The organism is Luteimonas sp. BLCC-B24, from assembly GCF_028550595.1.
GTDB lineage: Bacteria > Pseudomonadota > Gammaproteobacteria > Xanthomonadales > Xanthomonadaceae > Luteimonas.
The window spans coordinates 16,786-30,542 of record NZ_JAQQGN010000002.1; the positions used below are offsets into that span (position 1 = coordinate 16,786).

9 protein-coding genes are annotated in these 13,757 nt (G+C 70.1%); 1 reads left to right on the forward strand and 8 read right to left on the reverse strand.

The features are described 5' to 3' along the window. Nucleotides 1-167: 167 nt before the first annotated feature. From gltB to PQS31_RS04470, 8 genes are all read right to left on the reverse strand, one after another. Nucleotides 168-4,628, reverse strand: a complete 4,461-nt coding sequence (gene gltB, locus PQS31_RS04435; RefSeq protein WP_272762105.1) for a glutamate synthase large subunit — start codon at nt 4,626-4,628, stop codon at nt 168-170. Nucleotides 4,629-4,903: 275 nt separating this feature from the next. Further along, nucleotides 4,904-5,470, reverse strand: coding sequence for a Sua5/YciO/YrdC/YwlC family protein (locus tag PQS31_RS04440; protein ID WP_272761470.1), 567 nt, complete (start codon nt 5,468-5,470; stop codon nt 4,904-4,906). Nucleotides 5,471-5,480: 10 nt separating this feature from the next. After that, on the reverse strand, nt 5,481-8,048 hold the full coding sequence (locus tag PQS31_RS04445) for a DNA topoisomerase I (RefSeq protein ID WP_272761471.1): 2,568 nt from the start codon (nt 8,046-8,048) through the stop codon (nt 5,481-5,483). 151 nt (nt 8,049-8,199) lie between these two features. Continuing rightward, a complete protein-coding gene (locus tag PQS31_RS04450) occupies nt 8,200-9,174 on the reverse strand; it encodes an RDD family protein (protein WP_272761472.1) in 975 nt (324 codons plus the stop codon). A gap of 41 nt (nt 9,175-9,215) precedes the next feature. Next, nucleotides 9,216-9,920 carry a GYF domain-containing protein gene (locus PQS31_RS04455; RefSeq protein ID WP_272761473.1) on the reverse strand — a complete coding sequence of 235 codons (705 nt, stop codon included), beginning with the start codon at nt 9,918-9,920 and terminating at the stop codon, nt 9,216-9,218. A 162-nt stretch (nt 9,921-10,082) separates the two neighbouring features. After that, nucleotides 10,083-10,556 carry a DUF494 family protein gene (locus PQS31_RS04460; protein ID WP_272761474.1) on the reverse strand — a complete coding sequence of 158 codons (474 nt, stop codon included), beginning with the start codon at nt 10,554-10,556 and terminating at the stop codon, nt 10,083-10,085. A gap of 32 nt (nt 10,557-10,588) precedes the next feature. After that, nucleotides 10,589-11,734, reverse strand: a complete 1,146-nt coding sequence (gene dprA / locus PQS31_RS04465; protein ID WP_272761475.1) for a DNA-processing protein DprA — start codon at nt 11,732-11,734, stop codon at nt 10,589-10,591. Between the two features lie 160 nt (nt 11,735-11,894). Continuing rightward, entirely contained in the window at nt 11,895-13,052 is a 1,158-nt protein-coding gene (locus PQS31_RS04470) for a LysM domain-containing protein (protein WP_272761476.1), read from the reverse strand. 134 nt (nt 13,053-13,186) lie between these two features. Here PQS31_RS04470 and def point away from each other — a divergent pair, with 134 nt between their 5' ends. After that, a complete protein-coding gene (gene def / locus PQS31_RS04475) occupies nt 13,187-13,702 on the forward strand; it encodes a peptide deformylase (RefSeq protein ID WP_272761477.1) in 516 nt (171 codons plus the stop codon). Nucleotides 13,703-13,757 lie beyond the last annotated feature (55 nt).

The window sequence follows — 13,757 nt, forward strand, 5'->3', positions numbered from 1 at the left end:
GATCAGGGAGCGGTGATTCGTAATTGGTGATTCGTGATTCGAAAACGCAGTTGTGCCTCCACTGGCCGCGTGTTGCGCGGCGCGAATCGGCGAACACCGGGAGATCGGAAAGCCTGCGACAGACCGCTGTTCCGAATCACCAGTCACGAATCCACCAATCACCGCTTTCACGCCGCCCGCCTCAGATCCTCGGCCAGCGCTTCCAGGCTCGCGGCCTTGGGCTTGACCAGCCAGAACTTGCCGACGAAATCGCGGAACTCGTCGAGCAGGCGGGCGCTCCAGGCGCTGCCGGTGAGACGGGCATGGGTCTCGATCAGATCGCGCAGGTGCGAGCGGTAGTTGTCGAAGGCCTCGGGCGTGACGCGCAGGATGTCGATGAGCTCGTGGTTGTAGCGGTCGACGAAATCACGGTCGAGATCGAGCACGTAGGCGATGCCGCCGGTGAAGCCGGCGCCGAAATTCAGGCCGATGCGGCCCAGCACCGCGACCGCGCCGCCGGTCATGTACTCGCAGCAGTGATCGCCCGCGCCTTCGACGACCGCGACCGCGCCCGAGTTGCGCACGCCGAAGCGCTCGCCCGCGCGGCCGGCGGCGTAGAGCTCGCCGCCGGTGGCGCCGTAGAGACAGGTGTTGCCGAGGATCGGCGTCTCGCGCGATTCGAACACGCTGCCGGCGGGTGGACGCAGCACGATGCGGCCTCCGGCCATGCCCTTGCCGACATAATCGTTGGCGTCGCCTTCGAGATCGATGTGCAGGCCGCCGGCGTTGAATGCGCCGAGGCTCTGGCCGGCGGTGCCGCGCAGGTTCAGGGTGACCGGCCGGTCACTCATGCCGGTATTGCCGTGCTGCCGTGCGATCAGGCCCGACAGGCGCGTGCCGATGCTGCGGTCGGTGTTGCGGATGTCGAAGTCGAACGTGCCGCCTTCGCCGCGTTCGATCGCCTTCGACACGCGCGCCTCCAGTGCCGCGGCCAGGCCATCGGGCGGCGCCTGCAGCGCCGGCGCACCGCACCAGGCCAGCGGCTTGTCCGGGTCGCGGCGCAGCAGCATGGCCAGATCGACGTCGACCGCGTCGCGGGTGTGGCGCAGGTGCTGTTCGAGCAGATCGGTGCGGCCGGTGATCTCGCCGAGCGAACGCACGCCGAGCGCGGCCAGATGTTCGCGCACGTCCTCGGCGACGTTGCGGAAGAAGGTCTCCACGCGCTCGGGCAGACCCGTGTAGTGGTTCGCGCGCAGGCGCTCGTCCTGCGTGGCCACGCCGGTGGCGCAGTTGTTGAGATGGCAGATGCGCAGGTACTTGCAGCCCAGCGCGATCATCGGCGCGGTGCCGAAGCCGAAGGTGTCGGCGCCGAGCATCGCCGCCTTGATGACGTCCAGGCCGGTCTTCAGGCCGCCGTCGGTCTGCAGCAGCACCTGACCGCGCATGTCGTTGTACTGCAGCGCCTGGCGCGCTTCCGACAGGCCGAGTTCCCACGGCGCACCGGCGTAGCGGATCGACCCGAGCGGGCTGGCGCCGGTGCCGCCGTCGTGGCCCGAGATCGTGATCAGGTCGGCGCCGGCCTTGACCACGCCGGCGGCGATCGTGCCGACGCCCGCATGGCTGACCAGCTTCACCGAGATCAACGCCTCGGGATTGACCTGGCGCAGGTCGAAGATCAGCTGCGCCAGATCCTCGATCGAATAGATGTCGTGGTGCGGCGGCGGCGAGATCAGGCCGATGCCGGGCTTGGCATAGCGCAGGCGCGCGATCAGCGGATTGACCTTGCTGCCGGGCAGCTGGCCGCCTTCGCCGGGCTTGGCGCCCTGCGCGATCTTGATCTGCAGGACTTCGGCGTTGATCAGGTACTCGGGCGTCACGCCGAAACGACCCGAGGCGATCTGCTTGATCTTGCTGCGGCGCTCGCTGCCGTAGCGCTCGGGATCCTCGCCGCCTTCGCCGGAATTGCTGCGGCCGCCCAGACGGTTCATCGCGATCGCCAGCGCCTCGTGCGCCTCGGGCGACAGCGCGCCGAGGCTCATCGCGGCGGAGTCGAAACGGCGCACGATCGCCGCCACCGGTTCCACCTCGTCGAGTGGAACCGGCACCGCGGCGGCCTTCGGACGCAGCAGATCACGCAGCGCGGCCGGCGGGCGGGCATCGACGAACTCCGAGTAGCGCTTCCAGTCGCTGCGCTCGCCGGTCAGCACCGCGCGCTGCAGCGAGGTCACCACGTCCGGATTGAACTGGTGGTACTCGCCGCCGTGCACGTAGTGCAGCAGGCCGCCGGGCTCGGGCAGGGCGGTGTCGTCCCAGCCCTGCTCGGCGAGATGGCGGGCGTCGGCCTCGAGCCGCGCGAAGCCGGCGCCGCCGATGCGCGACGGCGTCGCTTCGAAGCACAGGTCGACGACTTCCGGCGCGAGACCGACGATCTCGAACAGCTGCGCGCCGCGATAGCTGGCGATGCTGCCGATGCCCATCTTGGACATGATCTTCAGCAGCCCCTTGCGGATGCCGCGGCGGTAGCTGCGGCCGAGCTGCAGATGCTCGTTGCCGACCTTGGTCGCGAGCACGCCGCGGCGCCCCAGCGCGTGCAGGGTCTGGAATGCGAGATACGGATACACGGCGGTGGCGCCGAAGCCGATCAGGCACGCGAAGTGATGCGGATCGCGCGCGGTGCCGGTTTCGATCAGCAGGTTCACGTCGCAGCGCAGGCCCGCGCGCACCAGATGCAGGTGGATCGCGCCGGTCGCCAGCAGCGCGTGCACGGGCACCATGCCGCGCTTGGGGTAGCGGTCGCTGAGCAGCAGGATTTCGACGCCCGCACGCGTCGCCGCCTCGGCCTCGGCGCAGAGGCGGCGCAGCGCACCTTCGAGGGTTTCGGTCTCGGCGTCGAAGTACAGATGCAGCAGGCGGTTGGCATCGGCGAAGCGCGGCAGCGCCAGCAACTGCCGCAGCTTGCGCTGCGAGAGCACCGGCGAGTTCAGCAGCACGTGGTGCACGTTGTCCGCGCAGTCGAGAAAGATGTTGCCCTCGCGGCCGATCTGCGTGGACAGCGTCATGACCGCGCCTTCGCGCAGCGGATCGATCGGCGGATTGGTGACCTGGGCGAAGGCCTGGCGGAAGCAGTCGTAGAGCGGCCGCACGCGCTGGCTGATCGCCGCCATCGGCACATCGTCGCCCATCGAACCGATGCCCTCCTGCTCGGTCTCGGCCAGTGGCCGCAGCACCGATTCCTGTTCCTCGCGGGTGAGCTGGAACAGCTTCTGGAACGCGAGCAGGGTATCGGGCGCGAAGGGCTCGGCAGCGAGCGCGGGATCGATCAGTTCGGTGTGCAGATAGCTCATGCCGCGCTTGAGCCACTGCTTGTACGGCGCGCGCGCGCGGTTGACCGCATCGATCGCGTCGTTGTCGAGCAGGGTGCCTGTGGTCAGATCGATCGCGATCATCTCGCCGGGGCCGAGCTTGCCCTTGGCCTGGACGCGCTCGGGCGCGATGTCCCAGATGCCCGTCTCCGAGGCGATGACGAACACGCCGTCGCGCGACAGCGTCCAGCGCGCCGGGCGCAGGCCGTTGCGGTCGAGCGTGCACGCGGCATGGCGGCCGTCGCACATCACCACGCCGGCCGGCCCGTCCCACGGCTCGGAATTGATCGCGTAGTACTCGTAGAACGCGGCGAGGTCGGCGTCCTTGTATTCCAGCGACTGCGTGGCCGGCGGCATCAGGATGCGCATCGCCTGCAGCAGGTCCATGCCACCGAGCAGCATCCACTCGAGCATGTTGTCGAGCGTCTGCGAGTCCGAGCCGTGCATGGTCACGGTTTCGTCGAACTCGGAGATGTCCAGCTTGGGCGACGCCCACACGCCGCGGCGTGCCTGGGCCCAGCGCCGGTTGCCCTCGATGCTGTTGATCTCGCCGTTGTGCGCCAGGCGCCGGAACGGATGCGCCAGTGTCCAGCGCGGCAGCGTGTTGGTCGAGAACCGCTGGTGGAAGACCACGGTCTTGGCCGCGAGATCGTCGCGGGCGAGGTCAGGGAACAGCTGGGTCAGGTGCCCCGGCAGCACCATGCCCTTGTAGCCGAGCAGGCCGGGGGTGAGGCCGACGACGTAGAACGCCGCGTGTGCGCGCAGATCGACCTCGGCGCGGCGCCGGGCCAGGTACAGCGCGCGTTCGAACGCCGGGACGTCGTCGCCGTCGGCGGTGACGAAGACCTGTTCGATGCGGGGCATCGAGCTGCGCGCCAGCGCGCCCAGCGCCGCATCGTCGGTCGGCACCTCGCGCCAGCCGGCGACATGGACGTCGACGTCCCGCAGCCGCGCGGAGAGGGCCGCGCGGCACTGCGCTGCGGCCTCGGCGTCGTGCGGCAGGAACACCATGCCCGCCGCGCGTCGCGCGCCGACGAACTCGAATCCGGCCTCGGCGGCCAGGGTGTCGACGAAGGCATCGGCCGCGTACAGCAGCACGCCGCAGCCGTCGCCCGAGAGGCCGTCGGCCGCGATGCCACCACGATGCGCCATGCGCGACAGCGCCTGCAACGCGCCGTCGACGATGCGGCGCGAGGCGTCGCCGCCGATCGTCGAAATGAGCCCGAAGCCGCAGGCGTCGCGTTCATCAGCGGGGTCGTAGAGGCCCCGATCCGGGTGTTCCCGCATCGTCGTCATCGCAATCCGTCGAGAGCTGCATGGCTGGCGCGGGGATCGGAGCGCCAAGGTCCTTGCATCGCGACAACGCATCCACGCCGGCCTTCGACTAGAGCATAGTTTGTGCAGTGCGACAACCCGGTTTTTGAAGGGATTTCAGTTGCGTCTGCAACCGCATGCGGCGAGCGCGGAGCGCCGGCCGGTCGCACGCATGCACGCGCCGGCACCGGGCACGGGATGGCCTGGAAACCGCGCGCCCGCCGGGCAGACAGTCGACGCCGGACGGCCTACGCCCGCAACAGCGCGCCGCTCAGCGCATCGCGGATCGTCGACGGTCCCGTGCGGCCGCCGGTCCGGCCGTCGAGGACACCGTCGACGCGCGCAAGCAGGCGCGGGTCGAGTGCATCGCGCTCGGCGACCGCAGGTTCTCCGGTGAGGTTCGCGCTGGTCGAGACCAGTGCGCCGCCGAACGCCGCACACAGCGCCACGACGTCGGCATGCGCACTCAGCCGCACCGCGACGCGGGTGTGCGCGCCCGTGATCCACGCCGGTACGTCCGCGCGTGCGGGGACGATCCAGGTGTTGGGACCCGGCCAGCTGCCGGTCACGCGCGCACGCGCAGGCGCGGGCAGACACGCCCAGTCGATGATCGGATCGAGCTGCGCGAGCGTGCCGGCGATCAGGATCACGCCCTTGTCGACCGGGCGTTGCTTGATGTCGAGCAGGCGGAGCACCGCGTCGCGGTCGAAGGGATCGCAACCCAGACCCCACACGCCCTCGGTGGGATAGGCGATCACGCCGCCGCGCCCGAGCAGCGCGGCGGCGGTGATCGCGTCGAGCACCGGTGCGCTCAAGGCCGGCGCCTCAGAACGGTGCGTCGTCCGTGGCGGACGCATCGCGGCCTGCCTTGACCACGCGCTTCTTGCCCGGCGTGACTTTGGCGGCGGTCAACAGCGGCTTCGCCGGCTCGGCGGCGGGCGCGACGGCGTTCTTGGCGACCTTCTTCGTCGCCTTCTTCGCGGTCTTCTTGGCCGCCTTCTTGGCCGGGGCCTTCTTGGCGGCCACCTTCTTCGCGGCGGGTTCCTTCTTCGCCGCGACCTTCTTGGCCGCCGCCTTCTTCGCGCCGAAGCCCTTGCGCACCGGCTTGCCGGTTTCCTCGAGCAGCTTGGTCACCTCCTCGAACGTCAGCGACGCCGGCTCGCGATCCTTCGGGATCTTGCCGTTGAGCTTGCCGTCGCTGATGTACGGGCCGAAACGCCCGTTGAGCACCTGGATGTCGCTGTCCGGGAATTCCTTGATGATCCGGTTGCGCGCGATCTCTTCCTTCTCCTCGATCAGGAATACCGCGCGCGCGAGATCGATCGTGTACGGATCGTCCTCCTTCTTCAGCGAGGCGTACGTGCTGCCGCGCTTGGCGAACGGGCCGAAGCGGCCGATGCCGACGCTGACGTCCTCGCCCTTGTCGGTGCCGAGCGCGCGCGGCATCAGGAACAGTTCCAGCGCCTGCTCCAGGGTGATCGTGTGCATGCTCTGGCCCGGCCGCAGCGAGGCGAACTTGGGCTTGTCCTCGGCGTCCTCGGCGGTGCTGCCGATTGCCGCGTACGGTCCGAACCGGCCGAGGCGCACGCTGACCGGCTTGCCGGTCTTGGGGTCGGTGCCGAGCTCGCGCGCACCGGTGGCCTCGTTGCGGTCCACCGACTCGGACTTGTCGTCGACGAGTTCCTTGAACGGACCCCAGAACTTCTCCATCAGCGGAATCCAGTCCTCCTCGCCGCGGCTGACCGCATCGAGGTCGTCCTCGAGCTTGGCGGTGAAGTCGTAATCGACGTACCGCGTGAAGTGGCTGGAGAGGAACTTCGACACCGCGCGGCCGACGTCGCTCGGGCGGAAGCTGCGGCCTTCCATCTCGACGTACTTGCGGAACAGCAGGGTCTGGATGATCGAGGCGTAGGTCGACGGGCGGCCGATGCCGTATTCCTCGAGCGCCTTCACCAGCGCCGCTTCGGTGAAGCGCGGCGGCGGCTGGGTGAAGTGCTGCTCGGCGATGATGCGGTCCAGCGGCACGCGGTCGCCGGGCTTCATCTGCGGCAGCTTGCGGCCCTCGTCCTCGTCGTCCTTGCCCTTGCTGTCCTTGCCTTCCTCGTACACGGCCAGAAAGCCCGGCACGACGACGGTGGTACCGCTGGCGCGGAAGCTGTGCTCGCTGCCGGCGGCCAGATCCACGGAGACCGTATTGAGCGTGGCCGGGATCATCTGCGAGGCGACGGCGCGCTTCCAGATCAGCTCGTACAGGCGGCGCTCGTCGTCGCTGAGGAAGCGCGCGACCTGCGCGGGCGTGCGCAGCGCGGAGGTGGGGCGCACGGCTTCGTGCGCTTCCTGCGCGTTCTTGGACTTGGTGGTATAGACGTTGGGCTGGTCCGGCAGCGAGGACGTGCCGTAGTCGCGCGCGATGACGTCGCGGATCTCGCCCAGCGCATCCTGCGACAGGCTCACCGAGTCGGTACGCATGTAGGTGATCAGGCCGACCGTGCCTTCGTCGCCGATCGCCACGCCCTCGTAGAGCTTCTGCGCGACCTGCATGGTCTTGCGCGTGGTGAAGCCGAGCTTGCGCGCGCCTTCCTGCTGCAGCGTGGACGTGGTGAACGGCGCGGCCGGGCGGCGCTTGCGCTCCTTGGCGCCGACGTCGGTGACGTGCAGCGCGCCCTGGGCGGCGGCCTGGATGCGCGCACGCGCGGCCTCGGCGGTATCGCCGTCGGTGACGGTGAACTGTTCGAACTTCTGCCCGTCGAGCTTGGTCAGGCGGGCGCTGAACGGCTGCGAGGGATGGGCGAGGGCGGCCTCGATCGACCAGTACTCGCGCGCGACGAAGGCTTCGATCTCTTCCTCGCGCTCGACGATCATGCGCAGCGCCGGCGACTGCACGCGACCGGCCGACAGGCCGCGCTGCACCTTGCGCCAGAGCACCGGCGAGAGGTTGAAGCCGACCAGGTAGTCCAGTGCGCGGCGCGCCTGCTGGGCGTCGACCAGATCGCCGGCGATCGAACGCGGCTTCTGCATCGCCTCCTTGATCGCCCGCGGGGTGATCTCGGTGAACACCACGCGCTGCAGGTCACGGCCTTCGAGCAGGCCGCGTTCCTTGAGGATTTCGGCGATGTGCCAGCTGATCGCCTCGCCTTCGCGGTCCGGGTCGGTCGCCAGATAGATGCCGGAGGCGGCCTTGGCGGCCTTGGCGATCGCTTCGACGTGTTTCTCGTTCTTCTCGATCAGGTCGTAGCGCATCGCGAAGCCGTGCGCAGGATCCACCGCGCCCTCCTTCGGAATCAGGTCGCGGACGTGGCCGTAGGACGCGAGCACCTGAAAATCGGCACCGAGGTACTTGTTGATCGTCTTCGCCTTGGCGGGCGACTCGACGATGAGGAGGTTCTTGGCCATGGCGGGCGAGGTCCCGGGGTGCGCCGAGGACCGGCGCGCCCGTCAATAAGGTGAAGATGACGACGCCCGGGGACAGGCCCCGGGCGGTCGGTTGCTTTTATAGTGGAATCACGGGCGGCGCAACGTGTCAAGCAACACCCGCGGCCGCGGTTCAGCGCGAGACCGCCCAGCCGACGAGCGCCAGCACGAACAGCACGCCGAGCGCCAGCAGTACGCCGGTGATCGCCAGCACCACCACGGTCACCGTGCCCAGCTCGCGGCGCTGCAGCTCCGGCGTGGCGGTGAAGGCCCATTTGTCGACCACGAGCGTGTCGCAGATCATGTCGTGCAAGGCCTGCTTGCGATCGGTGAACGCGGCCATCAGGAAGCCGATACCGAGGATCAGGCCGCTGAGGATCGTCGCGACATAGCGGCCGATCGCACGCGCCAGCGAAATGCGCTCGCCGTTCAGGCGGACCACCTTGATGCCCACGGCCATCTTGCCCGGCGTGGCCATCGAGTGCGAGGCGTGGAACCAGGCGTAGTAGGCGGCCGTGAGCACGATCGACAGCAGGTTCGCCGCCAGCTGGATGACCACCAGGGTCATCTCGCTGAAGGCCCCGCTCACCGCCAGCAGGCCGCCGATCACGCCGCCCACCAGGCCGACGACCAGCGTGCCCGCCACGCCGACGATCAGGCTGTCGATGACGTAGGCCGCCACGCGCTTCAGAAACCCGGCGTAGACGACGTCGCCGCCGTGGACCACGCGATCGGGACGCTCGACCGGCGCGACCGGCGGCGCATAGGGCGAGCTCGCCGCGTGGCCGAAGACCGGCGCGGGGGCGGCGTCGCGTTCGGTCAGCGGGCGCCAGGAATCGGCGCCCTCGGACGCTGGGGCGGCCTCGTCGACCGGCGGGACGGCGGGTTCGGCCGGTTCCAGCGACCACGCCTCCGGGGGCGGCACGGCCGGGCCGGCGGCCTCCAGCTCGTGGGCGAGCTCACGCAAGGGACGCCAGTCGACCAGGCCATCGCGCCATACCAGGGAGGTGTCCTGGATCTGCCCGGCGCGGTACAGGCGCAGCAGCGTGTCGGACGGGACGGGCCCCTGTCGGGCGTTGAAGGCGTCGGCGTAGTACCAGTCGGTCATCGGGAGGATCCGGTTGCGGAAATCGGTCGGGGCGCGGCGTGTCAGTGCCGGCAGTACGCGGGGATCAGGCGTTCGGGCGCGTCGCCCCGGCAGCGCCAACCGCCCTGGTCGATGATCGACAGGGCCAGACGGGTGCCGTCGATGCGCGCATCGCCGAGGTCGCCGAAACGCAGATGGACGACGCAGTCGCCGGCCACGGGATCGCGGGCCACGCGGGCCGAAGCGATCGCGGGGTCGGCACGGAGTGCGGCGAGGGCCGCGGCGACGTCGCCGGCAGACCTGCCGCCAACATCGTGCGGCGCATCGTCGGGCGTGGGGCAGTGGCCCTCCGCCACCGACTGCGCCACCGCGGCCTTCAGCGGCTCGGCCGCCGCCAGCGCCACGGCGATCCGGCTGCGCAGGGTGTAGTCGTTGTAGGCCGGGATGGCGATCGCCGCCAGGACCGCGAGCAGCGGCACCGCCACGACCGCCAGACCGGCGAGGACGATCACCGCAACCCAGGCGCCGTGCAGGCCGCGGCGCGCGGGAGGCAGGGCCGGGCTGCCGGGCAACGGCGGCGGCGCGCCTGCGACTGCGATGCCGAGTCCGGCGGCCACCGCGGCGAACGGGCGCCAGTCGCCCAGGCCCTCGCGCCACACGGGCGTGTCGGCGCGGACCACACCCTGCTGATGCGCACGCACCAGCGCATCGCGCGAAAGCGGGCCGTGCCGATGCGGCCCGGCGGCGTAGTACCACGACTGTGTCATCGGATGTCCTGTCCTGCCGATCCGTCCTCGGCCGTGCATGCGGTTGAGCGGATGCGCGGCGGCCCCTGCCATTCATCCTAGCGGTTCGGAGGGGAAACGACGCACGCCGCGCAACAAAAAGGCGCCGTCGAGGCGCCTGTTCGTTCGCGGTGTCCGGGCGGCTCAGTGCACCGGCTCGGGCTCGTCGATGAACATCTGGGTTTCCATCCACGCATAGGCCGCCTCGCTGCCGGGCTGGTTGAACAGCACCATCAGCACCACCCATTTCAGGTCGTCGAGGTCCAGCTCGTCCTGGTCGAGCGCCATCGCGCGGTCGAGCACCAGCTCGCGCTGGTCGCCGTCCAGCACGCCGTGCTGCTCGAGAAACAGCAGGAACCCCCGGCATTCGACATCCAGACGGTCGAGTTCCGGGCCGGCGTAGATCCGGGTCGGGCCGTCGGCGCGCACGGCGGGCAGGGCGGGACGCTGGTCGGCCAGTGCATCCAGCCAGTCGAACGCCTTGCTGACCTCGGCGGGGCTGAAACCGGCCTGGAGCAGGCCGCTCTGGAGCGAATCCCGGTCGCGCGCGAGATCCGCATCCTCGGTGAAATAGTGTTCGAACAGGTAGAGCAGGACATCCAGGATGCTTTCTTTCATTTCCCCCGGCCTGCGCCCTCGGGCGCGGTGTGTCAGGACTTGCGGCAATACCGACCGTGTGCGGTTTCGACACGTCCATCCAGCTCCATGACCAGCAGCATGGCCGACACACGGGCCACCGTCAATCCGCTACGGGCCACGAGGTCGTCCATACTGCTTGGGTCGAAAGCCAGGGCGTTCCACAACCGGTTGTAGTCGGGGTCGGGGGCTGCGGCGGGCTGGGGGCTGGGGGAATCGGGCGTGCCGGCGTCCTGGATGGGGGCGCCGAGGCGGGTGCGCAAGGCGCCGGCCAGCGATGCCGCGAGCGGGCCCAGGGCGGCGGTCACCTCCTCGGGCGCCTCCACCAGCTGGGCGCCCTCGCGCAGCAGCCGGTGGCAGCCCCGGGCCATCGGGTTGTGGATGGATCCCGGGATGGCGAAGACCTCGCGGCCCGATTCGGCAGCCAGGCGTGCGGTGATCAGCGCGCCCGAGCGATACGCGGCCTCGACCACGAGGGTGCCCAGCGTCAGGCCGGCGACGATGCGATTCCGGCTGGGAAACTGCTCGCGCCGGGCCGGCGTGCCGGGCGGGTACTCGCTGACCACGGCGCCCTCGGCCGCCAGCCGGCCGTGCAGGCGGGTGTTGCTGCGCGGGTAGGGGATGTCGATGCCGCTGCCCAGGACCGCGACCGTGGCGCCGCCGATGCCGAGCGTGGCCTCGTGTGCGGCCGCATCGATGCCGCTGGCCAGGCCGCTGACGACGGCCAGGCCGTTCGAGGCGAAGTGCCGGGCGAACTGGGATGCGTTGTCGCGGCCGCCGGCCGTCGGCGCCCGGCTGCCGACGATGGCGATGCCGGGCTGCCAGAGCAGCAGCGGATCGCCCTCGACGAACAGCGCCAGCGGCGGACTGGGCGCGCGACGCAGCAGGTCGGGATAGTCCGGGTCGTGCCAGCCGATCAGGTGACGCCGCGGCCCGGCTTCGAGCCAGTGCCGGCTGCGGTCGACGGCCGCGTCCGGTGCGCGCAGGGCGGCGCACTGGGCGTCGTCGAGGCCGGCGGCGCGCCAGGTCGCAGGACCCGCGTCCAGGGCCGCCTGCGGGCTGCGGGTGGTCTCCAGCAGGCCGCGGCGCGGGCCGGCGGCACCGCCGGCGTGGATCAAAGTCAGCAGGGCGCGGTGGGTGGCATCGGATCGGTCGGGCATCCGGCGAGGCTAGGGAGCGCGCACGCGGCCGGACAGTCGGCGTCGCGACTCCGGCCGCGTAGGAATAGCCCGGCGACCGGCGCGGGCCGCAGACGAAAACGGCGCCCGAGGGCGCCGTTGTGTTCGAAGGTCCCGCGTGCGCGACGTCGCCGCGCGTCCCTCAGTACGGGGCGTCCGGATGCTTGAGGCGGTAGCCGGTCTGCACCGGCTTGGTGCCTTCCATGACCAGCGCGTAGCTGACGAAGTCGAAGGTCAGGAACACCATCGCGTGCGCGGCGTACTCGTCGGGCATGCGCTCGCGGCGGCTGCCGGCGTTCGGCGCATCGGTGATCCGCGAGGTGTTCGGATGACGCACGCGGTCGACGACGTGCGGGCCTTCGCGCCACACCGAGAACACCGTGCCGTTGTCGACACCGTTCTGGTGACCGGCCGAGATCGCGATGACGTCGCGCGGACCGCCGGTGATCAGGGCGTCGGCCACCGCCAGCACCTGCGGGTCGGCCGCGATCGCGTCGGCGCTCGGCGGATGCGGGAAGAACTGCAGGTCGTAGGGCTGCGGGTTCACCGGCACCAGGCGGTCGCCCGGACGGGCTTCGAAGCCGTCGTTGTCGAGCGTCAGCGTGGTCATCGCGCTGTCCGGCGTCGGGCCGCGCACCACCGTGGCCACGCCCATCTGCACCATTTCGTAGCCGAGGAACGCGTCCTGGCCCCGCAGGCGCGGCGTCACCTGGCCCCAGAGGTGGCTTTCACCGGGAATGCGCTTGCCGCGGAAATCGAGGTCACGCGAGCGACGGGCGCCGTAGAACTCGGTCGCCGCGCGCTGCACCGCATAGCGCTCGCCCGGCTGGGCGGCCTCGAGGCCGGTGACGTAGATGTCGCGGTCGACACTGCCGCGCAGGCGCGTGTCCTCGGCCGACACCACGTACGGCAGCTGCTCGAAATCGAACACCACGCGGCGGTTCTTCAGGAACGGCTCGATGTCCGACAGCGAGATCGCGTTGATCGGCGCCTCGGTCGGCGCGCGCGGGCCGGGCTGCATGGTCACACGATTGAGATAGGCCAGGCTGATGACGTCGCCCGGATAGATCAGATGCGGATTCGCGATCTGCGGATTGGCCTGCCAGATCTCGGGCCACAGCCAGGGCCGGTCGAGGAACCGCCCGGCGATCCCCCACAGCGTGTCCCCGCGGACGACGACGTAGGTCTCGGGATGGTCGCCGCGCATCTGTTGCGCGGCCGCGTATGTGGTGACGGTCAGCAGCGCGACGGCGCAAACCGTGCGAAGCGACCTTGAAAGGCGCTGAAGCCTGCCGGCCATCCTGTTGCTCCCCTTAGAGTTTTCCCCGTGCAGCGGCGCAATATAGCCTGAAACCCTCGCGCCGACGCAAGTACGCGGCACGCTACAATGCCGCCCCGCCTTCACGGCTGTGACCGCTTTCGCTGTTCGACGCCATGTCCCTGCTTCCGATTCTCGAATATCCCGACGCCGCCCTGCGCAGGACCGCGGCCCCGGTCGCCGCCGAACGCTTCGCCGATCCCGCGTTCCAGCGCCTGCTCGACGACATGTTCCAGACCATGTACGAGGCCCCCGGGATCGGCCTGGCGTCCACCCAGGTGGACGTGTTCGAGCGCTTCATGGTGATCGACGTCAGCGAGACCCGCGACCAGCCGCTGGTGTTCGTCAACCCGACGATCCGCGAGCGCTCGGCCGACCTGCGGGTGCACACCGAAGGCTGCCTGTCGATTCCGGGCGTCTTCGCCGATGTGACCCGCGCCGACGGCATCGTCGTCGAGGCCTTCGACCGGCACGGCGCCCGGTTCGAACTGAGCGTCGACGGCCTGCTGGCGACCTGCGTGCAGCACGAGCTGGACCACCTCGACGGCAAGCTGTTCATCGACTACCTCTCGCCGCTCAAGCGCGACCGCGCGCTGAAGAAGCTCGAGAAGTTGAGGAAGAACCGGGAGTAGGCGGCCGGGATTCGGGATTCGGGATTGGGGATTCGAAACGGCGGTGCTGGTGCCC